The sequence below is a fragment of the Pusillimonas sp. DMV24BSW_D genome (assembly GCF_011388195.1).
GTDB lineage: Bacteria > Pseudomonadota > Gammaproteobacteria > Burkholderiales > Burkholderiaceae_B > Neopusillimonas > Neopusillimonas aestuarii.
On the sequence record NZ_CP049990.1, the window covers coordinates 1535756 to 1560999 of the forward strand.

Annotated in this window: 21 protein-coding genes and 2 tRNA genes; 12 read left to right on the forward strand and 11 right to left on the reverse strand. The window is 52.5% G+C overall.

Annotated elements, in window-relative coordinates; genetic code table 11:
- Positions 1-45: 45 nt before the first annotated feature.
- Positions 46-1380, forward strand: a complete 1335-nt coding sequence (serS, locus tag G9Q38_RS07515) for a serine--tRNA ligase (RefSeq protein WP_166129530.1) — start codon at positions 46-48, stop codon at positions 1378-1380.
- Here the strand turns inward: serS and G9Q38_RS07520 are convergent.
- Positions 1353-1880 carry a hypothetical protein gene (locus tag G9Q38_RS07520; RefSeq protein WP_166129533.1) on the reverse strand — a complete coding sequence of 176 codons (528 nt, stop codon included), beginning with the start codon at positions 1878-1880 and terminating at the stop codon, positions 1353-1355. The genes serS and G9Q38_RS07520 overlap by 28 nt on opposite strands.
- Before the next feature lie 256 nt (positions 1881-2136).
- On the opposite strand from G9Q38_RS07520, the gene G9Q38_RS07525 reads away from it, so the two are divergent.
- A complete protein-coding gene (locus G9Q38_RS07525) occupies positions 2137-3729 on the forward strand; it encodes a BCCT family transporter (protein WP_166129535.1) in 1593 nt (530 codons plus the stop codon).
- 250 nt (positions 3730-3979) lie between these two features.
- On the opposite strand, the gene G9Q38_RS07530 is transcribed toward G9Q38_RS07525, so the two are convergent.
- A tRNA-Ser gene (locus G9Q38_RS07530) sits at positions 3980-4069 on the reverse strand.
- Between the two features lie 148 nt (positions 4070-4217).
- Here G9Q38_RS07530 and G9Q38_RS07535 point away from each other — a divergent pair.
- The 3 genes from G9Q38_RS07535 to G9Q38_RS07545 are packed head-to-tail and all read left to right on the forward strand — an operon-like array spanning position 4218 to position 7085.
- Complete coding sequence (locus G9Q38_RS07535) at positions 4218-5000, forward strand: 3-hydroxybutyrate dehydrogenase (protein ID WP_166129538.1); 783 nt, start codon at positions 4218-4220, stop codon at positions 4998-5000.
- Between the two features lie 49 nt (positions 5001-5049).
- Complete coding sequence (gene yaaA, locus G9Q38_RS07540) at positions 5050-5823, forward strand: peroxide stress protein YaaA (protein WP_166129541.1); 774 nt, start codon at positions 5050-5052, stop codon at positions 5821-5823.
- Between the two features lie 14 nt (positions 5824-5837).
- Positions 5838-7085: an MFS transporter gene (locus G9Q38_RS07545; RefSeq protein ID WP_166129543.1), complete on the forward strand. Its 1248-nt coding sequence runs from the start codon at positions 5838-5840 to the stop codon at positions 7083-7085.
- On the opposite strand, the gene G9Q38_RS07550 is transcribed toward G9Q38_RS07545, so the two are convergent.
- Complete coding sequence (locus G9Q38_RS07550) at positions 7072-9327, reverse strand: FUSC family protein (protein WP_166129546.1); 2256 nt, start codon at positions 9325-9327, stop codon at positions 7072-7074. The genes G9Q38_RS07545 and G9Q38_RS07550 overlap by 14 nt on opposite strands.
- A 484-nt stretch (positions 9328-9811) precedes the next feature.
- Between G9Q38_RS07550 and G9Q38_RS07555 the strand changes: the two genes are divergently transcribed.
- The 5 genes from G9Q38_RS07555 to pssA all read left to right on the forward strand — a co-directional run bounded on the left by G9Q38_RS07555 (position 9812) and on the right by pssA (position 14696).
- Positions 9812-11536: an acetolactate synthase 3 catalytic subunit gene (locus tag G9Q38_RS07555; RefSeq protein ID WP_166129548.1), complete on the forward strand. Its 1725-nt coding sequence runs from the start codon at positions 9812-9814 to the stop codon at positions 11534-11536.
- A gap of 10 nt (positions 11537-11546) precedes the next feature.
- Positions 11547-12038, forward strand: coding sequence for an acetolactate synthase small subunit (gene ilvN / locus G9Q38_RS07560; protein WP_114419916.1), 492 nt, complete (start codon positions 11547-11549; stop codon positions 12036-12038).
- A gap of 105 nt (positions 12039-12143) precedes the next feature.
- The gene (gene ilvC, locus G9Q38_RS07565) at positions 12144-13160 is read left to right on the forward strand and encodes a ketol-acid reductoisomerase (protein WP_114419914.1); all 1017 of its coding nucleotides are present in this window, start codon (positions 12144-12146) and stop codon (positions 13158-13160) included.
- Positions 13161-13239: 79 nt separating this feature from the next.
- Positions 13240-13890: a phosphatidylserine decarboxylase gene (locus G9Q38_RS07570; RefSeq protein WP_166129551.1), complete on the forward strand. Its 651-nt coding sequence runs from the start codon at positions 13240-13242 to the stop codon at positions 13888-13890.
- An 8-nt stretch (positions 13891-13898) separates the two neighbouring features.
- Complete coding sequence (pssA, locus tag G9Q38_RS07575; RefSeq protein WP_166129553.1) at positions 13899-14696, forward strand: CDP-diacylglycerol--serine O-phosphatidyltransferase; 798 nt, start codon at positions 13899-13901, stop codon at positions 14694-14696.
- Here pssA and G9Q38_RS07580 read toward each other — a convergent pair.
- Entirely contained in the window at positions 14693-15205 is a 513-nt protein-coding gene (locus tag G9Q38_RS07580; protein ID WP_166129556.1) for a hypothetical protein, read from the reverse strand. The genes pssA and G9Q38_RS07580 overlap by 4 nt on opposite strands.
- A 176-nt stretch (positions 15206-15381) precedes the next feature.
- On the opposite strand from G9Q38_RS07580, the gene rpsO reads away from it, so the two are divergent.
- Both rpsO and pnp read left to right on the forward strand, forming a co-directional pair.
- Positions 15382-15651: a 30S ribosomal protein S15 gene (gene rpsO / locus G9Q38_RS07585; protein ID WP_114419908.1), complete on the forward strand. Its 270-nt coding sequence runs from the start codon at positions 15382-15384 to the stop codon at positions 15649-15651.
- 91 nt (positions 15652-15742) lie between these two features.
- Complete coding sequence (pnp, locus tag G9Q38_RS07590) at positions 15743-17899, forward strand: polyribonucleotide nucleotidyltransferase (protein ID WP_166129558.1); 2157 nt, start codon at positions 15743-15745, stop codon at positions 17897-17899.
- Between the two features lie 123 nt (positions 17900-18022).
- Here the strand turns inward: pnp and G9Q38_RS07595 are convergent, their stop codons facing one another.
- From G9Q38_RS07595 to G9Q38_RS07620, 7 genes are all read right to left on the reverse strand, one after another.
- Positions 18023-19948, reverse strand: coding sequence for a 3'-5' exonuclease (locus tag G9Q38_RS07595; protein WP_166129561.1), 1926 nt, complete (start codon positions 19946-19948; stop codon positions 18023-18025).
- 14 nt (positions 19949-19962) lie between these two features.
- Complete coding sequence (locus tag G9Q38_RS07600; protein ID WP_166129563.1) at positions 19963-20505, reverse strand: hypothetical protein; 543 nt, start codon at positions 20503-20505, stop codon at positions 19963-19965.
- Positions 20506-20545: 40 nt separating this feature from the next.
- Positions 20546-21121, reverse strand: a complete 576-nt coding sequence (locus tag G9Q38_RS15220) for a putative nucleotidyltransferase substrate binding domain-containing protein (RefSeq protein WP_205962343.1) — start codon at positions 21119-21121, stop codon at positions 20546-20548.
- Positions 21122-22384: a DUF294 nucleotidyltransferase-like domain-containing protein gene (locus G9Q38_RS07605; protein ID WP_205962344.1), complete on the reverse strand. Its 1263-nt coding sequence runs from the start codon at positions 22382-22384 to the stop codon at positions 21122-21124.
- A gap of 89 nt (positions 22385-22473) precedes the next feature.
- Entirely contained in the window at positions 22474-24300 is a 1827-nt protein-coding gene (locus G9Q38_RS07610) for a sodium:solute symporter family protein (protein WP_166129566.1), read from the reverse strand.
- A 10-nt stretch (positions 24301-24310) separates the two neighbouring features.
- Positions 24311-24568, reverse strand: a complete 258-nt coding sequence (locus tag G9Q38_RS07615) for a DUF4212 domain-containing protein (RefSeq protein ID WP_114419897.1) — start codon at positions 24566-24568, stop codon at positions 24311-24313.
- Positions 24569-25065: 497 nt separating this feature from the next.
- Positions 25066-25151: transfer RNA gene (locus tag G9Q38_RS07620), tRNA-Leu, on the reverse strand.
- Positions 25152-25244: the final 93 nt, after the last annotated feature.

A 25244-nucleotide genomic window follows, 5' to 3' on the forward strand; every position in this document is an offset into this window, starting at 1 on the left:
AGGTATTGGGCGTTGTTTCGCTAAGTTTATAGTTTCAGGCCAATTATGTTAGACCCTCAGTTGTTGCGTAAAGATTTATCCAGCGTGGTCAGTGCGCTGGCCCGCCGCGGTGTCACCTTCGATACCGCGCGTTTTGAGGCGCTGGAAGCGCGCCGTAAGGCAGTGCAGGTTGAAACAGAGAATCTGCAGGCGCGCCGCAACGCTGTGTCGAAACTGATTGGCCAATTGAAATCACGCGGCGAAGATGCATCAAAGGAAATGGAAGAGTCACAAGCTCTTCCCGGCAAGCTCAAAGAGCTGGAACACGCGTTGTCGGACATTCAGGCGGAATTGAGTGATTGGCTCATGACAATTCCCAACATACCGCACCCGTCGGTGCCGGAAGGCGCGTCTTCCGACGATAATGTTGAAGTGCGCCGCTGGATTCCCGGAGAGTCCGACGCCAATGGCAACCCCGCCCCTTTGGCATTCGAGCCGCTTGATCACGTCACGCTAGCCGAACGTTTCGGGCTGGATTTCGAATCGGCGCGCAAATTGGCGGGGTCGCGTTTCATGATGTTGCGTGGCCACGCTGCTCGTTTGCATCGTGCTATGGCGCAATTCATGCTCGATCTGCAAACAGAAACCCATGGTTACACTGAGTGCTACACGCCTTATATTGTGAACAGTTCAACCTTGTATGGAACGGGCCAGTTGCCCAAGTTCAAGGACGACATGTTTTGGGTGACGAAAGGCGGGCATGATCATTCAGTGGATGAGCATGGGAATCCGATTGAGCATGAAGACCTTTATTTGATTTCCACTTCGGAAATTACGTTGGCGGGGTCGATGCGTGACACGATCACGCCTGTTGCCGATCTGCCTATCAAGCTTACCGCTCACACACCCTGCTTTCGTTCCGAGGCAGGTAGCGGCGGGCGAGATGTTCGTGGCGTGATCCGTCAGCATCAATTCGACAAGGTTGAGCTAGTCCAAATTACGCATCCCGATGAGTCATACGCCGCCCTGGATGAAATGGTGCAGCATGCCGAGTCGGTTTTGCAGAAGTTGAAAGTGCCGTATCGCGTCATGCTGTTATGTGGCGGTGATATGGGTTTTGGGGCAGCCAAAACGTACGACATTGAAGTGTGGCTGCCGGCGCAAAATACCTGGCGCGAAATTTCTTCGGTATCGAACTGTGAAGCCTTCCAGGCGCGCCGTTTGCAGGCGCGTTACCGCCCTGAAAAAGGTAAACCTGAATATCTGCACACGTTGAATGGCTCAGGTCTGGCTGTAGGGCGGGCACTGGTTGCTGTGGTGGAAAATTACCAGCAGGAAGACGGTTCCGTTATCGTGCCAGACGCGTTGCGGCCTTATATGGGCGGCTTGGAACGTTTGTAGAAAAACAGGTTGTGGTTCGGGCGACGCAGACGCGAGTGGGCGAACTTGCGTGGCTTGTTGACCAAGTGCCCGCTTAACGAGGCCGGCCTGACTTTGCCTGGTATGGGCGACGTTGAAGCGGGGTGGTGATGCTTGTGATGTCGGGCGGCGCCTACGGATTCTCGTACGGATTGATGTGAATTAGCTTCGTTGCTTTTTTGTTCGGAATCCGTCTGAGGGGTGGCATCGGGCGATAAGTACGATAGCGCTGTAAAAAGCAGTACCGTCCAAAATAACAACGATATTAAAACGGCCAGCGTACCGTTCAAACTGCCGTAACCGGCTGACTCAGAGGCCCGGATATTAAGTGCGTCGGCCATGAATGGAATGTTGCCCAGTCCTTCGACCACAAGGTTTCCGGGAACGCGATAGAGCTCTTTGGCAACCAGCCAGAACTCCCATAGGCTATACGTGCCGTCGTTATTCAGGTCGGCATTGAAATTCAGTGTTTGTACGGCCATGGCAACCTCCTGTAGGGCAAGCCTCTGTGGCACTGTGACCAAAACCGAATCAGATGCAGCGCCGCAGCACTTTTCATCGTGATTTCATATTATCGCTGTCAAGTATTCGGTGCAAGCCTCTTCTTTACGTTTCGCCAAGCGTACAGGAACGCCGGGTGTGCTGCGCCTTTGCTGGGAGCGGTCACGAGGCACCATTCAGGGAGGAAATTAACGTAAGTTAATATAGAACGCCCACAAAACAAATCGGAGAAGAGGTTTGACTTCAGGGCGTCCGGGCTGGGTTTTCTATATATCTGCATTGATTTTATGTTTGTTTGTGCTGGGTGGCGCATTGCAACCAGCGGAACTGGCGGCGGGCGCCTCCCAGGCACTGAACTTCACAACATCGCATTTTGGCTGGCTTTACCTGGTTATTACTACCGGCTTTCTGATTTTTTGCCTGGGCATCGCGTTAAGTCGTTATGGCAACATCCGGTTGGGCGCAGAAGGTGAAGCGCCGGAATTTTCGTATTTGTCCTGGCTGGGGATGATCTTTTCGGCCGGTATGGGGGTCGGGCTGGTTTTCTGGGGTGTGGCCGAACCCATGACGCATTTTATTTCCCCGCCACTGGGCCAAGGCGAGGCATACAGCCCGCAGGCTGCAAGTGTAGCAATGCAGTATTCCCTTTTTCACTGGGGCTTTCACCAGTGGGCCAATTTCGCCGTAGTGGGGTTGGCCATTGCCTATGTGCGTTTTCGTCAGCAGCGGGGCGGTCTGATCAGTGAGGCATTCCGGTCAACACTGGGCGACCGGGTTAATGGGGGTGTGGGGCACGCCATTAATATTCTGGCTGTTGTATCAACCGTGTTTGGGGTGGCGACAACGCTGGGCCTTGGCATGATTCAGATTAACAGCGGCGCTCAGGCTGTGTTTGGTTTGCCGTTTGCGGTTGATTCGCAACTGCTTATATTGGCAGGGGTCAGTCTAATCTTTTTGTTGTGCTCGATGGCTCCTTTGGAAAGTGGTGTGCGTTATGTCAGTGATTTGAATATGGTGCTGGCAGCGGTACTACTGGTTTTCGTATTCTTTGCAGGGCCGACCGATTTTATTACTGCGGCCATGACCAATGCTGTTGGTGGCTACTTCAACAATATGTTCGGCATGAGTTTCGTTATGTCGCCTTACACAGGGGAAGACTGGGTTGAACGGTGGACCATTTTTTATTGGGCATGGGGTTTGTCCTGGGCGCCGTTCGTTGGCTCGTTCATTGCGCGTATCTCGCGGGGTCGAACGATTCGGGAGTTCTTGCTGGGCGTTATTGGTACCCCTGTTTTGCTCAGTGCTTTGTGGTTCTCCACATTTGGTGGCTCAGCGCTGTATTTCGAAATGTTTGAGGGCGCCGGCCTGGGGATGTTGGTAAGCGAGGAGGTAAGTGCCGGGCTTTTCGGGATGCTGGATCTACTGCCTGCCTACGACCTTACAGGGTTGTTAACGCTATTGGTCATCGTGCTGTTTGTGATTACGTCGGCTAATTCAGCGACGTTTGTTTTGGGGATGTTTACCGCAAAAGGAGTTTTGGTGCCGTCTCGCCCGCTACGCTTAATCTGGGGTGTTGTGCAGGTGGGGGTGGCTGCCGTCCTTTTGCTGACCGGTGGGTTGGAAGCGTTGCAAACGATCTCTATTGTGGCTGCGTTTCCGTTTATGGTGCTGATGGTCTTCATGGCCGCGTCTTTGCTGAAATCGTTGCGTGACGAGGTGCGTCAGACCGAACTTCATGAGGCCATGATTCGGGAGCGTGTGTTGCGAATGCTGGATGAGCATGAAGCGCAGCGGCGTCAGCCTGAGAACATGAGCGAACGCCAAAAATAAGAACATATTCAGAAATTTTGGTTGTCGTTGCGTAATTTGCGCTGGCGCACTGTTGAAAGTAACAAAGGCCGTATATAGCGACCTTCCAGCCCGTGGCGATAATTAAATCCGGGGTTCGCATTTTCGGCGATGGGCGTTAGCAGGGTGGCGTTGTCGCTTTAATGTATGCTCCTGTTTTAAGGTAACGCCATATAGCCCAAAACAAAAAAGCCGCCAAAATTCAATTTCGGCGGCTTTAATATTGACTCACTGGCGGACAGGGTGAGATTCGAACTCACGATACGCCTAAACGTATACCGGATTTCGAGTCCGGCGCATTCGACCACTCTGCCACCTGTCCGTGTTGCGGTCACTTCTCAGCAAGACTGCTATTCTAGCAATAATTCAAACACCTTGCACAAACCGTTAGCTGTTTCAGTTAGGGCTTTTATATAGAATAAAACCCTTCTGGGCCGCTCAGGTATGCGAACGAAGAGAAAGGGGAATTGATGCTGGTAGGAAAGAAAGCAGTGGTAACGGGGTCAACCAGTGGCATTGGGTTGGCAATTGCACGGGAACTGGCTGCGAACGGCGCAGATATCGTGCTGAATGGATTTGGGAATGCCAATGAAATTGAACAACTGCAAGCTAATTTGCGTTTGGAGTACCCGGTTAAGGTGGAGTACATCCATGCCGACTTGAGCCAGGCTGAATCAGTGCGTCAGTTTGTAGAACAATCTGTTCAGGCGCTGGGCAATATTGATATTTTAGTGAATAATGCAGGTATTCAGCATACTGACTTCATCGAGGATTTTCCGGTGGACCGCTGGGATGCCGTTATTGCGTTGAATTTGTCGGCAGTATTTCACGCAACCGCGGCTGCTTTGCCGCATATGAAGAAGCAGGGTTGGGGGCGCATTATTAATATCGCTTCTGCTCATGGTTTGGTTGCATCCGCTCAAAAGGCGGCTTATGTCGCCGCCAAACATGGCGTGGTCGGGTTAACCAAAGTGACAGCGCTGGAAACCGCGGGAACGGGCATTACCGCGAATGCCATTTGTCCGGGATGGGTGCGTACGCCCTTGGTTGAGCGTCAAATTGAAGCGTTGGCTGAAAAGCATGGGGTGGATATTGAAGCGGCGGCAAAGTTGCTGCTTGAGGAAAAGCAGCCTTCATTGCAGTTTGTGATGCCAGACCAAATTGGCGGGGCCGCAGTATTTCTGGCTTCCGATGCCGCCCAGCAAATGACGGGTTCAACGTTGAGCCTGGATGGGGGCTGGACGGCGCGCTAGGTGTGCTTAAGGGGTTGGTTATAAAAGGTTTGATGTAAAGGAAAGGGAAATGTTGCTTTTATTGTCACCAGCGAAAAAGCTGGATTATGAATCGGCCGTTCGAACGTCGTTGCATACCCAGCCGCTTTTTGTTGAGCAGGCGAAGCCTCTGATTGATATTTTGCGCAAGAAGTCGGCTGCCGAGGTGGGCGAATTGATGAGCCTGAGTGATTCGCTTGCAGAGCTGAACGTTGAACGTTACAGCAATTGGACTTCTAAATTCACTTTGAAAAACGCCCGTCAGGCTGCGCTGGCTTTCAATGGGGATGTATACGAAGGCCTGGAGGCGCCCTCGCTATCGGATGCGCAACTGAAATGGGCACAAGACCACGTTGCGATTCTGAGCGGCCTGTATGGGGTGTTGCGCCCGCTTGATCTCATGCAGCCTTATCGGCTTGAAATGGGTACCAGGCTTGAAAACCCAAATGGCAAAAACCTGTATGAGTATTGGGGTAGTTCAATTGCCGAATATTTAAATGCACGCCTGAAAGATCATAAATCCAAAATTATTCTGAATTTGGCGTCGGAAGAGTATTTCAAGGCAGTCGATAAAAAGACACTGTCGGCTGATGTCATTCAGTGCGTGTTTCAGGATTATAAAAACGGGGCCTGGAAAGTGATTAGCTTTCATGCCAAGCGGGCGCGCGGCTTAATGGCGCGTTTTGTCATTGAAAATAAAGTAGATGACCCCAAGAAATTGACGCAATTTGCTTCTGAAGGATATGCCTACGATGCTTCGGCCTCGACGGATGCCAAACTGGTTTTCCGCCGTAAACAGGCTTAATGCGAAGGGATGGCATGCAGAACGCAACACGGGTTTTTTTGTTCTTTTCGTTTGGGTATTTTGTTTCTTATCTTTATCGCGGTATTAACATTGGCTTTGCGCCGTTTTTAACCTCGGAAATTGGCTTGTCGGCGGGCGACCTCGGCATGCTAACCAGTTTGTATTTTCTAGGTTTTGCGTTGGCTCAGATTCCGGCCGGAGCCGCGCTTGATACGTGGGGGCCGCGCCGCGTTAATGCTGCGTTTATGCTGGTGGCCGCTGTAGGTGCCGTGGTGTTTGGCTTAAGCGAGAGCTTAACCAGCCTCATGGTAGGGAGGTTGCTTATTGGTATTGGCGTCTCGGTTTGTTTGGGTGCCGCCTTCCAAGCCATGGCATTCACTTTTCCTACCCACCGCTTACCAATGGTGAACGGGGGTGTGGTGGCAATTGGGGGTTTGGGTGGCGCCGTAGTTGGAACGCCGCTCGCGCTTCTTCTTGGCGTCATTTCCTGGCAAGTGGCCAGCTATTTGGTCGCATTTATCACGGTTGTGGTCGCGGGTTTGTTGTATTTTGGTTCTCGCGACGTGGGGCCTGGGCGGACGCCAGACAAAGCGCGCCCCGGCTTGGGTTCGCAGTTTCTCGGTACTTGGGAGCTCGCGAAAACCCCGTTGTTTTGGCAGATTGTGTTGTTTCCCTCAACGGCCAGCGGTGTATTTTATGGGGTCCAATCTTTGTGGATGAAGCCGTATCTGCTGGACGTGAAGAACTTGCCGCTATCGACTGTCGACGGCTTGGTGTCCATGTTGGGCTTTGCTGCAGTGATTGGCAGCATAGTGTCTGGGGTTGCCGCGCGTCGTATCGAGAAAATGGGTATTAGTCTGTATCACTTGGTCGGTGTATTCACCGGTTGCTTTATGTTGGTGCAATTGATGATTTTGCTGGACGCGCCCGTGCCGCGCATTTTCTTGTGGGCCTCCTACGGCTTTCTGGGCGGTACGAACATTTTGATCTACGCCGTGCTGGTAGAAACGTTCCCCCGTCATATGCTGGGCCGTGTGGGTACAACCTTCAATATGTTGGTGTTTTTTCTTATCTTCCTGTTTCAGAACGTAATTGGTTGGGTGGTGGAATTGTGGGAACCGATTACCGCAGGGGTGTATCCGGCAGTTGCACATATGACCGCATGGTATCTGTTACTGGGCTTGCAGGCACTGACAGCAGTTTGGTTTTTTGCCAGTAAGGCGCCCAGGCCGATTGAAGATCCCTACGCTAGGCAAGTATAGCTTGTGGCCCGCTTTGCGGCTTTTCGAAGACTTGCATTTCCTGGTGAATCAATTGTGCGGCGCGGCTCATTTGCCGAATCGGGTAGGCTAGCGCCGCCAAATCTCCTTCAGTTTCAATGCTCACTGGAATCGGTACATTACGGTCTTCCAATAATGCGTCGATGGCGTCGAGCGACTGTTGGATGCCTGTTGGAATCTCGGGCAGTTGCGCCAATAGTGGAATCGCAGCACTGATTTGCGATGCCAGCAAGTGATTCTGGATGAGTAGGTGGTTGACCTCGGGAACATTCTTCTGACACCGAGTGGGTTCCGCCATCATTCGGTAAAACGCCGACGTTAGGTTACCCAGCGCAATGTAAGCGTTCTTGCGAGCCAGGCGCCAATTGACGTCGGCCTCATGGACTTGCTGGGTGAGCGTTGCAACATCAAGGTCTTTTGCGATCGAGGAATTGACTGTTTGATTTTCGATGCCTACAAGCGTGCGGTTTAAGTCGGCATACTGCAGCCCGGTGCGGTAGAAGCGATGGTTGGCTGTACGTGCCGCTTTAGCCAGCGAACCCATGAAATTGTGTTCCCACCAAGGCAGAATGTAGCTGCACCCCAGGGCGACCAGGCTGCCGATTACCGTATCAACCAAGCGTTCGCCAATAAGGAAGGTTGACGCCGGAGCGGTTAAATTGAAAGCCAGCAGGATACACAGGGTATTGAAGGTCGCCGAGGCCATAAAGTTAAGCTGAAGCATGCTGTACCCCAATACGCACGCGACAACCAGGATAAAGAAATAAATGTCGATATGCGGGTTGAGGTTCAGAATAATCAGCGCCAGCAGGCAGCCTATGAAAGTACCCAGCAAACGAAGCAGGTTGCGTTGTCGTGTCAGGGCGTACCCTGGCTTGAGCACAATAATGGTCGTCAGAATAATCCAGTAGCCATGTATCGTGAAACCGGGATCGCGCCCTGACATCTGAAGTAGCAGGGTTAAACCGTGGTCGATCGCCAGTGCGATGATTGCGGCAATGGTGACTCGAACCGCATAACGAAAACTGGGAGAGTCCAGCCGCAGGTTGCTGGTGATCATGCCAAGGCGCAACTCATTGTGTGTCAGGAAGCGGCCCAGGGTTTTATTAAGACGGGTATCAACCAAAGAAGACGCCCGCCGTGCGTGGGTGTGTTCCGTCATGCGTTCCACAATGCGCGCCGCGTTACGTAAACGGCGCAGCACTTGAACCAAAAGTGTATAGACCTCAGCGTTGCCTTGAGCAAAACCATTTTGTCGATATAGCTCCAGCTCGTATTCAATAGCCCGTATTTCCGCCTTAACACTGCTGCGTTCCGTGACGGGTTTGTGGCGGGCAACATCGAGAGCAATTTGACGCGTGTTGTTGGCCAGTTTGCGCAGAGCATCCCGAGCAAAAATGAGAACATCGCTGGTAGCCAGGGTGCGTTGCAAGGTTGCATAGTCGGTTTGCGTTGCCACCAGGGTGTCAAGCAGCGCGACCATATCAATGAATATATTCAATGCGGTGTAACGTTGCTGATCGGAGCGTGACTGACCGGTGGGGAGCTCGCGTAATACGGTGTTTCGGGCGGCTTGTTGCGTATCGGTCATGGCCGATTGTGTGCGCATCAATTGGCGGTAACTTTCTTCCAGGTCGTGATTGACGTCGTATAAGCGTGATCGCGCTTCGATGTAGTCGGCGGTGGAAAAAAGGGCAACTGAAAGTGCTTGCCGCTCTTCCCGATGCCAGAAAACACGGTGAATAAAAGCGCTGAATGCAAAGTAAAAAACGCCGCCACCGAATGAGCTTAATGTATGGATAAGGACTTCATGTGTTTCCAGGGGCTGACGCATTGTCAGCGTCATGATGAACAGGCAGGCAAATCCCATCAGACCACCCTGGCGGCCGTACACAGTAAACATTGAAAAAATGAAACACAGGGTGGGGATGACAAACCAGAGCAGAATCGGGTGTGTCGTACTTAATCCGGTAACGGCAGTGGTCAGTGTTCCAAGCAAGACTGCGCCGATCATGTTGTTGAAGCTATAGCGGCGCGGGCTGCCTGGTTGATCGATAACGGCAACGCAGGCGGCGCCGATAGCAGCCACCATTGCCATGCCGTATTGTTGGAAAAAAAAACTTAGAAACAGTGCCGGAATAATGACGCCGGTTGCCTGGCGCAGTCCGCCAAGAAAATAGTGGCTGTAAAAAAAACGCTGCAGTTGGGGGAGGGTGGAAGCCATATTTGTTGCGTTTACTGCGTTGTTCTGTAGGCACAGAGCCCGCTGGAAGTTTTCAAGTATAGAGGCTTAATGTGTGAAATGTGCGACGTTGGCCGATTTAATCTGCAAAATCAAACGTTTCCATTTGATTCTGTTGCTGCAACGCGGTAAAGTAATCGTTTGGTTCGCCTGCTTATCCTGGGTGAGCCGTAAAGGTATGGCTTTTTGCCGGGTTATCCGCCTGGTTTCTTGCGCCTCAATATTTAACGTGCGATTTGCGGTTGGCCGCGCCACAAGCGTGTGTTGCCAACGCTTTCCGTTTCTACCTCTTGCATTCGTTTGAATGCGTGCACTGCATGTCGATGGGTGCGTGTCGGTTCTGCAAGGTGTCTGGGTGGCGTGGCTCCGTGGGTCACAAAGCGCCGGATTATGTTGCCGATGCCGGTGCAGCCCGGGCCGTAAGGGCCAGTCGGTGTGTCAGGGCCGGTTATGAAAGGAATTTATTATGGAACTCAATGGCGCCGACATCGTAGTGCGCTGCCTGGCTGAACAAGGTGTTGATCACATATTCGGCTATCCCGGTGGTGCGGTACTTTACATCTACGACGCAATCTACAAGCAAGATAGCTTCAAGCATATTCTGGTTCGTCACGAACAGGCTGCTGTTCATGCGGCCGATGCGTACTCCCGTTCGTCCAATAAAATAGGCGTTGCGCTGGTCACCAGTGGGCCTGGCTTAACGAATGCTGTTACAGGCATTGCCACTGCATACATGGACTCCATCCCCATGGTGATCATTAGTGGTCAGGTGCCGACAGCGGTCATTGGTGAGGATGCCTTCCAAGAGTGTGATGCAGTGGGTATCACACGCCCCTGTGTCAAACACAACTTCCTGGTACGTGACATAAAAGACCTTGCCGAAACCATGCGCAAGGCGTTTTATATCGCCAAAACAGGGCGTCCCGGCCCCGTGTTGGTCGATATTCCCAAAGACATTACCATTGCGACCTGCAAGTACACTGCCCAAAAGGGCGAAGTGGCGATGCGCTCCTATATGCCGGTTGTGAAAGGGCATCAGGGGCAAATTAAAAAAGCCGTGCAAATGCTGCTGACGGCAGAGCGCCCCATGATTTATTCCGGTGGGGGTGTTGTGTTGGCCGATGCAGCTGATGAGCTGCGCCAATTGGTTGATTTGGTGGGCGCACCGTGTACCAACACTTTAATGGGCTTGGGTGCGATCGCATCCACCGACCCGCGTTTCGTGGGCATGCCCGGCATGCACGGTACTTACGAAGCCAATATGGCCATGCAGAACTGCGATGTGCTGGTCGCCGTCGGTGCGCGTTTCGACGACCGTGTTATTGGTAATCCCAAGCACTTTGCGCAAAACCAACGCAAAATCATTCATATCGACATCGACCCATCCTCCATTTCCAAGCGTGTCAAGGTCGATGTACCTATCGTTGGTAATGTTAAGGACGTTCTGCAGGAATTTACCAATCTTTATTCGCAAATGGCGGTGGCGGAAGACCGCACTGACCCGGCGCGTATTGATCCGTGGTGGAAGCAAATCAATACTTGGCGCGGCAAAGAATGCTTGCGCTATAAGTCGTCCGATGAGGTGATCAAACCTCAGTTTGTTGTTGAAAAGCTCTGGGAAGTGACGGGTGGCAATGCCATTGTCACGTCCGATGTCGGCCAGCATCAAATGTGGGCGGCGCAGTATTACGGCTTCAAAGAGCCGCGTCAGTGGATCAACTCCGGTGGCCTGGGCACCATGGGCGTGGGTTTGCCTTATGCCATGGGGGCGCAAATGGCCAACCCCGGGCGTGATGTGGCGGTGATTACGGGTGAAGGTTCCATTCAGATGAACATTCAGGAATTGTCCACCTGCAAACAATATCATTTGTCACCTAAAATTCTTTGCCTGAATAATCGTTATCTGGGCATGGTTCGCCAGTGGCAGCAAATTGATTACGGTTCGCGCTACTCGGAATCGTATGTCGATGCCTTGCCTGACTTCGTTAAATTGGTGGAAAGTTACGGCCACGTAGGTCTGCTTATTGATAAACCCGCCGACGTCGAACCGGCGTTGCGCGAAGCATTCGGCAAACATAAAGATCGTTTGGTGTTCCTTGATTTCATTACCGACCAAACGGAAAACGTTTGGCCGATGGTGAAAGCAGGTCGTGGCCTGACGGAAATGTTGCTGGGTTCAGAAGAGTTATAAGGGCAGACTTATGAAACATGTCATTTCCATCCTTATTGAAAACGAACCCGGCGCATTGTCTCGTGTGGTGGGGCTTTTTTCGGCACGTGCCTATAACATTGAAACGTTAACAGTCGCGCCAACCGAAGACACTACGCTGTCGCGCATGACAATCGTCACGACGGGTTCCGATGAAGTTATCGAGCAAATTACCAAGCACCTGAATCGTCTTATCGATGTGGTGAAAGTGGTCGATCTTTCCGAAGGGCCGCATATTCGTCGCGAACTGATGCTGATCAAGGTTCGGGCTGTGGGTAAAGAGCGCGAGGAAATCAAGCGAATGGCCGACATTTTCCGCGGTCATATCGTCGATGTAACCGATAAGGCTTACACCATTGAACTGACCGGTAATCAGGAAAAAATTGAAGCCTTTATCGGTGCGCTCGACCGTAGTGCCATTCTGGAAACCGTCCGTACGGGCGTGTCCGGCATTGGTCGAGGCGAACGTGTTTTAAAATTGTAGGTTTGCAGGACATTTTTGCCCGCCTCAGGCGGGCATTCGATTAACCATTATGGGTCGGCGTAAACCCGGCTCTACTAAAATACGCTTTGTACTGGAGCAAGATAAATGAAAGTTTTTTACGACAAAGATTGTGACCTCTCGCTGGTGAAAGGTAAACAGGTTGCCATCATCGGTTATGGTTCGCAGGGTCACGCCCATGCGCTTAATCTGCATGAGTCCGGCGTGAATGTCGTGGTGGGTTTGCGTAAAAGCGGTGCGTCATGGTCGAAAGCGGAAAACGCCGGCCTGAAAGTGGCTGAAGTGGCCGACGCGGTAAAAAGTGCCGATGTTGTCATGATTCTGTTGCCCGATGAAAATATTGCTCAGGTATATAAAGATCACGTCGACGCGAACCTGAAGTCGGGTGCTGTGTTGGCGTTTGCTCACGGCTTCAACGTCCATTATGGTCAGGTTCAGCCGCGTGCCGACGTCGACGTCATCATGGTTGCGCCCAAGGCACCGGGCCATACCGTTCGCGGCACTTATAGCCAAGGCGGCGGTGTTCCCGCGTTGGTGGCGGTTCATCAAGACAAATCCGGCGCCGCACGCGATATCGCGCTTTCGTACGCTTGCGCCATTGGTAGCGGCCGTGCCGGTATCATTGAAACCAACTTCCGTGAAGAAACCGAAACCGATTTGTTCGGCGAGCAGGCCGTTCTGTGCGGTGGTACCGTTGAACTGATCAAGGCTGGCTTTGAAACACTGGTTGAAGCCGGTTATGCACCTGAAATGGCATATTTCGAGTGCCTGCACGAGCTGAAACTGATTGTCGACCTGATCTACGAAGGCGGCATTGCCAACATGAACTACTCGATCTCCAACAATGCAGAGTACGGTGAATATGTCACCGGCCCCCGCATTGTTACGGAAGAGACCAAAAATGCTATGCGTCAGGTTCTGCGTGATATTCAAACAGGTGATTACGCCAAGAGCTTCATCCTTGAAAATCAGGCCGGGGCGCCCACCATTCTTTCGCGTCGTCGTTTGAACGCCGAGTCTCAAATTGAGCAGGTCGGTGGCAAGTTGCGTGCAATGATGCCTTGGATTGCGGCCAACAAATTGGTTGATCAATCCAAGAACTAAGATCTTTCCGGATCCATAAAGCGGGGTCAGGTTCGCTGCAGTTGTTGCAAGGCCTGGCCCCGCTTTTTCTTTGAAGCCTATGAAAAAACCGCCTTACCCCCATCCTGTTATTGCTCGCGAAGGTTGGCCTTTTCTGGCCATCGCTGTTGTGGTTGCAATTGTGGTTACGCTTTGGTCACCAGGCGTATCAGTAATTTTCTGGCTGCTGGCCTTGTTTGTGCTGCAGTTTTTCCGTGATCCGGAGCGCGTGGCGCCCGATGGCGAAGCGAATGTGTTAAGCCCCGCCGACGGACGTATTGTGGCGGTTGAAGAAACGCACGACCCCTACGCCAATCGTCAGGCGCTGAAAATAAGCGTGTTCATGAATGTTTTCAATGTGCATTCAAATCGCTCTCCCGTAAATGGTACGGTGGAGTCGATTGCGTATTTCCCTGGCAAGTTTTTTAATGCTGCACTCGACAAAGCGTCGCTTGAAAACGAGCGTAACGCCATGGTACTTAAAACAGATTCCGGGCAAACTGTTACCGCAGTTCAAGTGGCCGGGTTGGTGGCAAAGCGGATTCTTTGCTACGCTAAGGAAGGTGAGCGCTTGTACAGCGGTCAACGTTATGGTTTTATCCGTTTTGGTTCCCGGGTCGATGTTTATTTGCCGCTGGGTTCACGGCCCCGGGTTGCAATCGGAGACAAGGTCAGCGCGACCAGTACAGTGCTGGCTGAACTTTCAAGTTAATTTTCTTTATGCCTAATTTGTCTTCAGACGAAACCCGCCGACGCCGCAGTATTTATTTGCTGCCCAATGCATTCACAACGGCTAATTTGTTCGCCGGCTTTTATGGCATTGTGCAAGCCATGAATGGTCGCTATGAAATTGCTGCTATTGCGTTGTTTCTGGCTTTGGTGTTCGATGGCATGGACGGTCGCGTGGCCCGCCTCACCAATACGCAGTCTGCATTCGGTGAGCAATACGATTCCATGGCTGACATGACGTCGTTTGGTATTGCCCCTGCACTCATCATGTACGAATGGATGTTGCATGACCTTGGTCGATGGGGCTGGTTGGCTGCGTTTATTTATGTGGTCGGGGCGGCATTAAGGCTGGCACGGTTCAATACCAATATTGCGGTGGTCGACAAGCGTTTCTTCCAGGGGTTGCCTAGTCCGGCCGCTGCCGCTTTGGTGGCGGGTTTTATGTGGCTCGCCGTTGACAACAAGTTTCACTTGCAAGATGGCGCAATTGCCTGGATAGCTTTCGCGGTAACGGTCTATGCAGGTGTGGCCATGGTCACCAACTTGCCTTTCTACAGCGGCAAGAGTTTTGCGCTGGGTCGCAGTGTTCCGTTTTGGGTCATTTTGGTATTGGTAGCCGCGTTTGTGTTTGTCTCCAGCGATCCTCCGGTTGTCTTGTTCGGTTTATTTGTGGTGTATGGTTTGTCGGGTTGGGGCGTTTTGTTGTGGCGTTTGCGCAAGGCAAAGCAATTAAGCTTCAGGCGCGCTAACGAGGATCAGCCACCTGGCAACGACGCCGAAAATCGTTAGAACATGCCGAACCGGTTGCGTTCGTACATAGGGTCGGGCCCGGGGTGAAAACGGGTTACCTGGTTGCCGTCTCGCCCTAAATAAACATGCATAAGCGAGTTCCATACGCCGTCCTGCTGGTAACGGTAGCTCCATACAATTTGGCGCACAGACGGCAGACCAACCGCTGACTTTTCGGCCGGTGGCCCGAATTCACAAAGCAGTTTTTCCGGTGTCCATACGCCCTCGCGCAACATACTGAAATGCGCGTCGGTTAAAACAGGTTTTACCCCTTCAGTTCGCCCCTCTTTATCGGTATTGGTGGCCCAGGCCTGCTGACCAAAAGGCTGCAGGCTCCAGATTAACCGTGTACCGCCGTTTTCAAGCGGACATTGATAGGTTGGGGTGCCGAACCGGCCGATCATTTGTTGGGCCGGTGTTCCAGGGGGAACGGAAGTGATGCTGGCGCATCCGGTTATTAACGCAAGCACGCCTGAAATTAAAACCGATTTGAATAGAATGGTTTTCATGGAAGTTGCACCTGGCAGTACGTTCCTGCAAATTCTACCGGATCAGTTATAATTCCACATCTGTCTTGCCGTATTTGGCCCACTTGGTTTGGGTGGCATAGGCAGTTAGTCGTATTTATCTATCGTTCACGTCAAGGCACCTCGGCCTTGTCGCATGTTCAAGAGGAAATCTCATCATGTCTGTAGCAGAAATCAAGAAGTCCGATATTGTTTCGCAGTTCGCGCGCAAGCAGGGCGACACCGGTTCTCCGGAAGTTCAGGTGGCATTGCTCACCGCTCGCATCAACGAACTGACCGACCACTTCAAAACGCATAAAAAAGACCACCATTCGCGTCGCGGTTTATTGCGCATGGTTAGTCGCCGTCGCAAATTGCTCGATTACCTAAAGAGCCGTAATCCCGACGCTTACCGCACGCTTATTGAAAAGCTTGGCTTGCGTAAGTGATATCAGGGGCTGGTTCCCCATGATGTACAACCGTGGACACTACGAGACAATCGTGGTGTGCACGGTTTTTTTATTGTAAGGATACTGTGTAATGTTTAATAAAGTGACCAAGTCGTTCCAGTACGGCCAACACACTGTTGTAATGGAAACCGGCGAGATTGCTCGCCAGGCAACAGGTGCCGTATTGGTATCAGTTGATGATACCGTGGTGCTGGCAACGGTTGTTGCCGCCAAAAATGCCAAGCCCGGGCAGGATTTTTTCCCGTTAACCGTCGATTACGTCGAAAAGACTTATTCGGTTGGTCGTATTCCCGGTGGGTTCTTTAAGCGCGAAGGCCGTCCTTCTGAAAAGGAAACGCTTACATCGCGCCTGATTGACCGCCCATTGCGCCCTTTGTTTCCGGAAGGTTTTTACAACGAAGTACAGGTCATTATTCATGTGCTGTCGGTGAATCCGGAAGTAGACCCCGACATTCCCGCCATGATTGGCGCTTCCGCCGCTTTGGCTATTTCGGGCATTCCGTTCAATGGGCCTATCGGCGCAGCGCGAGTGGGTTATGTCGACGGCGATTACGTTTTGAATCCCACCACTTCGCAGTTGCAGGTGTCGGGTATGAATCTGGTGGTTGCCGGTACGGAAGCGGCCGTACTCATGGTTGAATCCGAAGCGAAAGAGCTGTCGGAAGAGGTCATGTTGAATGGTGTGATGTTTGGTCACGAACAAATGCAAGCCGCCATCAATGCCATTCATGATTTGGTAAGCGAAGCAGGCAAGCCCGAGTGGGATTGGCAGGCACCGGCCCGCAACGAGGCTTTGATCACAGCAGTTAAAGCAGTTGCAGAAGAGGGTTTGAAAGAGGCTTATCAAATCCGCGAAAAGCAAGTGCGTACTACACGCCTGCGCGAGGTTTATGCTGAAGTAAAAACCAAACTTGAAGAGCATGCCGCGGCTAAAGAAGCACCTGTGCCCGATTCAGTGGAAGTTGAGAATATTCTGTTTGATCTGGAGTCGGCCATTGTGCGTGGGCAAATTTTGGCTGGGGAGCCCCGCATCGACGGGCGCGATACACGCACTGTTCGCCCCATCAGTATTCGTTTGGGTGTTTTGCCTCGTACTCACGGCAGTGCCTTGTTTACCCGCGGTGAAACCCAGGCGTTGGTGATCTCCACACTTGGTACCAAACAAGACGAACAGATTATTGATTCGGTAATGGGTGAAAGTCGCGATCGCTTCATGTTGCATTACAACTTTCCACCGTTCTCAACAGGTGAAACCGGCCGTTTCGGCTCGCCCAAACGTCGGGAAATTGGTCATGGCCGTTTGGCCAAGCGTGCCCTAATTGCTGCGTTGCCGGCCCCGGAAGATTTCCAGTACACCATCCGTATTGTGTCGGAAATTACCGAGTCTAATGGCTCGTCCTCTATGGCGTCCGTATGCGGTGGTTCGTTAGCCATGATGGATGCCGGTGTGCCGGTTAAAGATCACGTTGCCGGCGTGGCGATGGGTCTTATCAAAGACGGTGGCAAGTTTGCAGTGCTTACCGATATTCTGGGTGATGAAGATCACCTGGGCGATATGGATTTCAAGGTGGCCGGCACACAAACCGGTGTTACCGCACTGCAAATGGACATCAAGATTCAGGGTATTACCCGCGAAATCATGCAGGTTGCTTTGGCGCAGGCCAATGAAGGGCGTATGCATATTCTGGGTAAAATGAAAGAAGCCATTGAAGGGTCGCGTACCGAACTTTCCGAGTTTGCCCCGCGCATGCTTACGGTGAAAATCAACCCTGAAAAAATCCGCGACGTAATCGGTAAAGGTGGCGCCACCATTCGTGCGCTGACTGAAGAGACAGGTACTAATATCGACATCGGCGACGATGGCACTATTACCATTTCCAGCGCCGACCTCGACAAAGCCCGTGAAGCCGAGCGTCGTATCAAAGAGCTTACGGCCGACGTTGAAGTAGGGCAAGACTATGAAGGCCCGGTTCTGCGTTTGCTCGACTTCGGCGCCATTGTGCAGGTTTTGCCAGGCCGTGACGGTTTGCTTCATATTTCCGAAATTGCCAATTACCGTATCAACAATATCAATGATGTGTTGAAAGTAGGTCAGGTAGTGAAAATCAAAGTGATTGAAGCCGATGACAAAGGTCGTTTGCGTTTGTCCATGAAGGCGATCGGTGGTATCGAGGCACAAGGAGGTCCAACCGAGCCGGTTCCGCCCGCTGCCCCAGCCGCAGAATAACCTTCTGCGTTAGTTTGAAAAAATTATGCCGGGTACGTCCCGGCATAATTTTTTGTTTCATCGATATCGAGAAACAGACATACGCTGTGCCTGCCGGTGGATGAGGTACAAATCAGGTTCTGCTCAACCATTCAGATCTTGCAGTAAGCGTCGGTGGGTTCGTACCTCTTTCAGCACATCGCCAAACGTATTTAGATTGCGTGCCTTCAACGCAGGGATAATCTTAAGTATGGCGTCCGCTGTTGCGGTGGCGTCGCCAATAGCCGTATGGCGGGCTTCTTCGGAAATCGTGATGCTCAGTCGATGCGCCAGGGCGTCAAGGCTATGGCTTTCTCTTTCGCCAAACAACACGGCCGATAACAGCACAGTATCAAGTATAGGATTGGAAAAGCGACAGCCGGTTTGGGCTTCATATTTTTTCAGGAAGCCCATATCGAATGGCGCATTGTGTGCCACCAAAACCGCGTTTCGGGAAAATTTGTGAAAGCGCTGGACGGCGGTGGAGATATCCGGTGCATTGGCAACCATGGCGTCGGTAATTCCGTGCACCTTTGTGCTTGCGGCAGGGATGGTGCGCCCGGGGTTTACCAGCGTATCAAATACTTCATTTTGTATGCGACGACCGTTCACAATACGTACAGCTGCAATTTGCACGATATCGTCTTGTTCGGCATTTAGGCCGGTTGTTTCCGTATCGAATACAACATAGGTCAGTTCGTCTAATTGCGTGGCCGAGACTTCCGCATTACCGGCTTTTGATAGCAAACCGAAGTCGTATACAACCGTTCGTGGTATGGAAGGTGGGCGGCGCTGAGCCAACCGTGCTTCACGCAGAAACAAATTTACCTGCGGCCTGGCGGCATGTGAGTTGGCCAGCCAATAGGCGCCGTGGATTGAAAGAATGCCTTTCACGGTCATATTTGCCAGGCCAACATCGACAGGCTGACCGGACAACGTATCCAGATCGTGTTGCTCCAGCGGCTTCCCCTGCCATTCGACTTGAAGCTTCGCGCCGGCTTCTTCGGGCGTGATAACCAGCTTGATTTGTTCTGCGGGGGACGGCAGGCGCTGTACCAGTAACGAGAGCACAGCAATGATTTGAAAACCATCGCAGCGTAATATGAGTTCGGTGCTGTCGATAGCAATCAGCAGACCTTTGCTGCGCAAGGTTGCTTGCAACGTAGCTGCGAGGTCGCTGGAGCGGATCATGGATAATGGCCAATCACCGGGGCGATCGGTGTTGGCCCGAATGCTGTGTGTGGCAAGATCCCCTGTTACATCTCTGATTGTCAGTATGTAACCGGGCAGGCGCTGCCGCCCATCTGTTTCGGAGCCGGGTGTTTCGTCGAGAAGGCGCATACGTGCAGCTAAAACGCGTCCTTCCTCGACGGTAGCGCAAAGAATATCCGATGCAGCCTCCGGATCTTGCGTGCGTAGCAATCGCTCGTATGCGTGTTCTATTGACGAGGTATAGAGATAATCGGAAACCGGTCGATTCAAACCCGGTGAGATCCCAGTTTCAAGGCCGCCCAACAAGCTCATGACGTGACCGTTGTAAAACACAAGTTGATGCTCTGCGGAACAGATCATCACACCGACAGGAACGTCGCCTAACAGTCTTTCCAACCTCGTCTTTTCAAGCGCCAGTTGTTCAGTTTCCCGCTCAACCGTCCGCTGCAGAATGGTGCGTGTGTCCAGGTAAGCGTGGGCAAGCTCAGTGGCCGCAGTTTCAAGGTCGCCCAAGTAGGGGTTAGGAGCAGCGTGGGGAAACTGGGTGATTTGGCTGTGTGTGCCGGCACGTATCAAACCAGTTAAACGCTGTGCACGTCGGGCGATATTTTCGTCGATTAGTAACCAGACCCAGGTAATCAGACCGCTAATAACAAAACCGGCAATGACGCCACCGATGACAACGGCTTCCAGAATGTCAGGATCATTTGCCCGATGGTAGCCATAAATTAACCCGCCGGCCAGGGCTGCAAGGCAGCCTGTCGCCAGACCCGCAAATAACAGGGCCAGGCGGCGTCGGGGGCGGTGCGAAGTTGCCATATGACGTTGCTGGGTTAAGTGGGCCGGGCTTTGTGTTCGCACGCTATTTCCAGCAATGCGGTATCGTTCTGGGCCGGCTGCCACTGCGTTCCGGTAAGTGTCGCATCGGCAGACAAACGGGCGGTGGCACTTAAATCGGCACGTAGCTTTTTATTGCAGTCGAAAGCAACGACGGCGGTGCGTGTTGCTTGCCATCTTTCAACCAGAAATACCTGAATTCGAACCAATTCCGGGCGCATTTCCGACCGGCTGATGCCGGCAGTATCGACAGCCACAAAACGTGAAACGACAGGGGCAAGATAGGTCCAGGGCGCCCACGGCATCGCGCGTTCGCCCGTCCCTACGACAACAACGTGATCGGGTAGTGCGGATTGCATGCGGTTAAACCAGGTGTACTCATTCCAAACGGAATAGGTGATGACTGAAGCACCGATTGCGAAAGGCATGATCCAGCGCGGTAACTGGCGCCCCCTTCGCCGCATGAGTCGCCCGAGAATAAAAACAAGACAGGCGGCCAGTACGCCAATGGCCAGCATCGCGATGTAATCACCCAGCATGAAAAAGAAGTCTCCTGTGAATATTTTGCCCGTATTGGTTTTATACCGGCATTCTGCGGCCTTGGCTAATAGCAGCCTGCATCGTTCTTACAACGACAAAAGCATCGCGCAAATGATGACGTTGAAAATCAGGTAATTCAGAAAGTGATAGGTAGTTATCGGGTTTTTGTCCTGCCTGGATGAGGCGCATTTGGTTTTCTAGTCGCAGCGTTGCAATTAAATCGTAGGCTGCAATCAGTTCCCTCGCCCCGGCGCTTGAAATCATGCCGACTTGTTCGGCGGCTTGGAGGCGCGCACGTGTGTTGATTTCCCTAAGTTGGCTTTGCAGTGCGTAAACCCGAGCCAGATCAGTTACTGGAATGACGCCGTTATGTTTCAAGTCGACCTGGTTGCCGCCGCGTGTTGTTCGAACCGTTGAGAAGCCGCGCAGCAACCCCAAAGGCGGAGTATGTTTCAGGCTGTTGGCGACCATATGGGCCATAAAAATGGATTTTTTTGAAGCGGCTTCAAGCGTTTCGGCCTGCAGGTTTTGAAACAGGTCGGTCTTGCCTGCAATAGGGCGCAGATCGAACATAACCGAGGCCAGCATATGTGATTCAGGCGCATGGCGTTTCATTCAAGTATCAAAGTAGTTTCGCCAAGTGGATACCGGTTGTCGCCATCTCGAGTTGCTTGCCATCATGTCGCCCGGGCAGTAAACATAGCCGCACGCATTCAAGCCGTCGCACACAAAGCGGGCAAGTTGTTCAAAGTACGGCATGTCGTCGGGCGTGACGCGGTCGTCCAGAAACAGGCAATTATCCTGGTCGGAAACACCGGTTTGTTCCTGCCGCCCCTGACTGCCACAGGCGAGCCATAGGTAAGGTACAGGGGGGGCGCCCAAGTGCTCCTCAGCCATCGCGAGTAAGCGGCGGGTAATGGCATCGGTAATATCGGTGATATGGCGAGTGACGATTTCGTGGCGCTGCTGGCCGGCCACCATTTGTACCAGCAAACGGGGTAGCGTCGAGGTGATGCCCACCATTTTCTCAATACTGCTTGCCTGGCTGATATCGTGAATGAGCAAGGCGCTACTGACGGCCTGGAAACGGGTTAGGTCGGTTTGCGTGATAATGCCCGAGAACTGATCCCGATCAATCACGGCAAGATGGCCGATGTTGTGCTCCATCATAGTGCGCAACACATCCGAGCCCAGTGCATTCGGTGATAGCGTGGGGGGGTTGGGTGTCATGACCTCGCGTACGGGAACCGAGGCATCCAGTGCCTGAGCGAGTACACGAAAGGTTAAGTCGCGAACCGTAATCATCCCCACCAGTTTCTGTGTGTCTGCCGTGACAACCGCCAGGCATGAGATATTCTGATCACGCATGGTTTGTGCAGCGCCGGCCGCGGTGGTTTCGGGTGTGCACGAGATGGCTTTGCGCGTGATTAAGTCTCTGACCCTCAGGGAGTTGAGGTCGCCGGGTTGGTGTCGTGCCCGTTCGCCGTAATAGAAGTAATGCGCTACGGCTGGAAACTGTTTGATAAGTTGATGCAGTGTCGCAGCGGGTATCAGTAATGTTACAGCGTCTGTTTTGGCACGGGCGGTGGTAGACGCCTTGCCGTCACGTAGTAGGCCGCGCTCGCCGAAGCTTTGCCTTTTTGCCAATTGAGACACGCGCTTTCCATCGCGATCACTGATGTCAATGGTGCCCGAAACAATAATATGAAGGCCTTCAAGTGGCGCGTCGATTTTGTAAACAAACTCACCACTTGAGTAATGACGGGTCGAAACTGTTTCGGCCAGGGCGCTCAGTTGACTGGCGGGCAAACCATTATAGGGGGCCACAGTTTCAAGAAATTCAACAGCTTCGGAACGCGACAAGACGGTTTGTACCATGGGCGGTTTGAAGAAAATGGGTACGCCGCAATGGCGTACCCTTCATGTGAAAAAGTCCGGGCAGGGAACCCCGCCCGATTTGTCTCAGGTTAATGGTGTGTCGCGGCACCGGCTCCTTTCGGAACGCGGATTGATTCGACCAATTCCTGAACATGTTGCGGAGGGGCCGCAGTGGCCGACGACACCAGATAAGCCACAACAAAATTAACCAACGCCCCCACTGCGCCGATCGAAAGTGGCGATATACCAAAGACATAGTTTGCGGCGGTATCTGGCAGGTTGTTGGTGCCGGGGATGAAGAACCAGCCTTTGTACACAAAGATGTAAATGGCAGTGAACAGCAGGCCGATTAACATACCGGCAATGGCGCCTTGCTTATTGATGCGTTTCCAGAAGATGCCCATCATGAGTGCAGGGAAGATGGTTGCCGCGGCCAGACCAAAGGCCAGCGCCACCACCTGCGCGGCGAAGCCCGGGGGGTTAAGCCCCAGCCAGGTTGCCAGGATAATGGCAAAGGTCATGGATATTCGTGCCGCCGTGAGTTCTCCTTTTTCGGTAATGTCGGGCTTAATGGACCCTTTGATCAAATCGTGAGAGATGGCTGACGAAATAGCAAGCAATAGCCCCGCCGCTGTTGAGAGTGCTGCAGCAAGTGCCCCGGCTGCCACCAACGCAATCACCCAACCTGGTAGCCCCGCAATTTCCGGATTGGCCAAGACCATGATGTCGTTGTCGATTTTCACCAGTTCGTTGCCTTTCCAGCCGCGCTCTTGAGCCATTTGCATAATGGGTGAGTCGGCTGGGGCTTTATCGTTGTAGTACTGGATTCGGCCGTCGCCATTTTTGTCTTCCATATTCAGCAGGCCGGTTGCCTCCCACGTGCGAATCCATGAAAGCTCGGGCTTGGTTTGAATGTCCTCCAGGGAAAGCGCGGGGCCGCTGGTAGCGGTGCTGGTGATGGCGGCCGGCCACATGGTGGTGGTCAGGTTCAGACGAGCCATTGAGCCTACTGCGGGTGCTACGGTGTAAAGCAAGGCAATGAATACCAACGCCCAGCCTGCAGAGGAGCGGGCATCCGCCACTTTGGGTACGGTGAAGAAGCGGATAATGACGTGTGGTAAGCCCGCCGTGCCAATCATGAGCGAAAGCGTGAACAGGAACATGTTAAGCCGATTGGGCGTATCTGCCGTATAGGCGGTGAAGCCAAGCTCAGTGACCACCTCATTGAGTTTGGTTAATAGGCTGATATCCCCACCTGAAGGCGCATACCCACCGATAAAACCCAGTTGGGGAATAACGGTTCCGGTGAGATTCAGTGAGATAAAAAGCGCCGGTACCGTATACGCAATAATGAGCACGACATATTGCGCCACCTGAGTATAGGTAATGCCTTTCATCCCCCCGAATACCGCGTAAATAAATACGATTGCGGCACCGATATAAAGGCCGACATCGGTGGACACCTCTAGGAAACGAGAGAACGTCACCCCAACACCGCGCATTTGTCCGATCACGTAAGTAATGGAAATGACGATAAGGCAGATGACGGCCAGGACACGCGCCCCGTTTGAATAGAAACGTTCACCAATGAATTCCGGGACAGTGAATTTGCCGAACTTTCGAAGGTAGGGAGCAAGTAGCAGCGCCAGCAACACATAACCGCCTGTCCACCCCATAAGAAAGGCAGACTGTGTGTAGCCGCCGGTAGGCGCCAGAGCGATGATACCAGCCATGGAAATGAACGAAGCGGCGGACATCCAGTCGGCCCCTGTAGCCATCCCGTTGAGTACCGGGTGCACTCCCTGGCCGGCTGCGTAGAACTCGGACGTTGAGGCCGCACGTGACCAGAAGGCGATACCGATATAAATGGCGAAGGTGACCCCGACAAATATCAGATTAAGGACAAATTGATCCATAGGGTTCCCCTTACTCTTCAACGCCGTGTTCGCGATCCAGGGAATTCATCAACTTCGCATAAACGAAGATCAGTATGATGAATACGTAGATCGAACCGTTCTGAGCCATCCAGAACCCGAAATCTGCTCCGCCTACCGAGATGCCCATTAGGGCGGGGCGCAGAATAATGCCAAGACCGAAAGAGCAAATGAACCAGATAATGAGTGAAATCAAGATAATGCGGAGATTTGCCTTCCAATAGGCGTCAGAGGATGTTTTGTCCACCATAAATAACTCCTTGTCGTTGTCTCCATGAGGCACACTTATGCCACGTGCGTCTCCCCCTATGAACAGCGACCCGGGCTTGCACAGGCCGGGTGGCCGTATACGAAACAACCCCGCACTGCGGCGGGGTTGAAAGTATTCTTTGGTGTAGCAGATGTTCAAGGGCGTGAATCGCGGGGCTGACAAAACCCCTTGCGGTTAGCGTTACCGCTTGTTTGCAACAGAACAACCTTGCGCAGGTTTGACTTCTGTAAGCCATTACGGCCCTCCCTTGTGGGCGCATCTTCGGCACGACACATGCCGGGATGCCGGAATCTTGTTATTTGTTATTGCTTCTTATTTGTTTTTTGGATTCTATACCGGTTTATCCGATTTGTATAAGGTTTCTTGATACTGTGTCAATCGGGATAAAAACGAGCGTGGTTGAAATACGTCGTTAGGTGCTGTACCGGTAAATGTAACGGAGAAACCCAGAAGGCTTCAGAGTAGGGAAAACAGGGTGGTGCGTCCAGCCGGAATCGAACCGGCACGCCCTATGGGCGAGAGATTTTAAGTCTCTTGCGTCTACCAATTCCGCCATGGACGCGAAGCCCCAAATTATGACATAAATTTGCGTGTCTGGCATACAAGGTCAATCAGTACAGATGCAGCGTACATTCTTTTCGCCAAGTTTTCGTTG

Excerpts from the sequence above, each read along its gene's own strand:
- G9Q38_RS07610 (WP_166129566.1), bottom strand. The coding sequence starts at position 24,300 with ATGGATCAATTTGTCCTTAATCTGATATTTGTCGGGGTCACCTTCGCC.
- G9Q38_RS07545 (WP_166129543.1), top strand. The coding sequence starts at position 5,838 with ATGCAGAACGCAACACGGGTTTTTTTGTTCTTTTCGTTTGGGTATTTT.
- G9Q38_RS07595 (WP_166129561.1), bottom strand. The coding sequence starts at position 19,948 with ATGGCAACTTCGCACCGCCCCCGACGCCGCCTGGCCCTGTTATTTGCG.
- G9Q38_RS07615 (WP_114419897.1), bottom strand. The coding sequence starts at position 24,568 with ATGGTGGACAAAACATCCTCTGACGCCTATTGGAAGGCAAATCTCCGC.
- yaaA (WP_166129541.1), top strand. The coding sequence starts at position 5,050 with ATGTTGCTTTTATTGTCACCAGCGAAAAAGCTGGATTATGAATCGGCC.
- ilvC (WP_114419914.1), top strand. The coding sequence starts at position 12,144 with ATGAAAGTTTTTTACGACAAAGATTGTGACCTCTCGCTGGTGAAAGGT.
- rpsO (WP_114419908.1), top strand. The coding sequence starts at position 15,382 with ATGTCTGTAGCAGAAATCAAGAAGTCCGATATTGTTTCGCAGTTCGCG.
- G9Q38_RS07570 (WP_166129551.1), top strand. The coding sequence starts at position 13,240 with ATGAAAAAACCGCCTTACCCCCATCCTGTTATTGCTCGCGAAGGTTGG.
- pnp (WP_166129558.1), top strand. The coding sequence starts at position 15,743 with ATGTTTAATAAAGTGACCAAGTCGTTCCAGTACGGCCAACACACTGTT.
- G9Q38_RS07535 (WP_166129538.1), top strand. The coding sequence starts at position 4,218 with ATGCTGGTAGGAAAGAAAGCAGTGGTAACGGGGTCAACCAGTGGCATT.
- pssA (WP_166129553.1), top strand. The coding sequence starts at position 13,899 with ATGCCTAATTTGTCTTCAGACGAAACCCGCCGACGCCGCAGTATTTAT.
- G9Q38_RS15220 (WP_205962343.1), bottom strand. The coding sequence starts at position 21,121 with ATGAAACGCCATGCGCCTGAATCACATATGCTGGCCTCGGTTATGTTC.
- ilvN (WP_114419916.1), top strand. The coding sequence starts at position 11,547 with ATGAAACATGTCATTTCCATCCTTATTGAAAACGAACCCGGCGCATTG.
- G9Q38_RS07580 (WP_166129556.1), bottom strand. The coding sequence starts at position 15,205 with ATGAAAACCATTCTATTCAAATCGGTTTTAATTTCAGGCGTGCTTGCG.
- serS (WP_166129530.1), top strand. The coding sequence starts at position 46 with ATGTTAGACCCTCAGTTGTTGCGTAAAGATTTATCCAGCGTGGTCAGT.
- G9Q38_RS07605 (WP_205962344.1), bottom strand. The coding sequence starts at position 22,384 with ATGGTACAAACCGTCTTGTCGCGTTCCGAAGCTGTTGAATTTCTTGAA.
- G9Q38_RS07520 (WP_166129533.1), bottom strand. The coding sequence starts at position 1,880 with ATGGCCGTACAAACACTGAATTTCAATGCCGACCTGAATAACGACGGC.
- G9Q38_RS07600 (WP_166129563.1), bottom strand. The coding sequence starts at position 20,505 with ATGCTGGGTGATTACATCGCGATGCTGGCCATTGGCGTACTGGCCGCC.
- G9Q38_RS07550 (WP_166129546.1), bottom strand. The coding sequence starts at position 9,327 with ATGGCTTCCACCCTCCCCCAACTGCAGCGTTTTTTTTACAGCCACTAT.
- G9Q38_RS07555 (WP_166129548.1), top strand. The coding sequence starts at position 9,812 with ATGGAACTCAATGGCGCCGACATCGTAGTGCGCTGCCTGGCTGAACAA.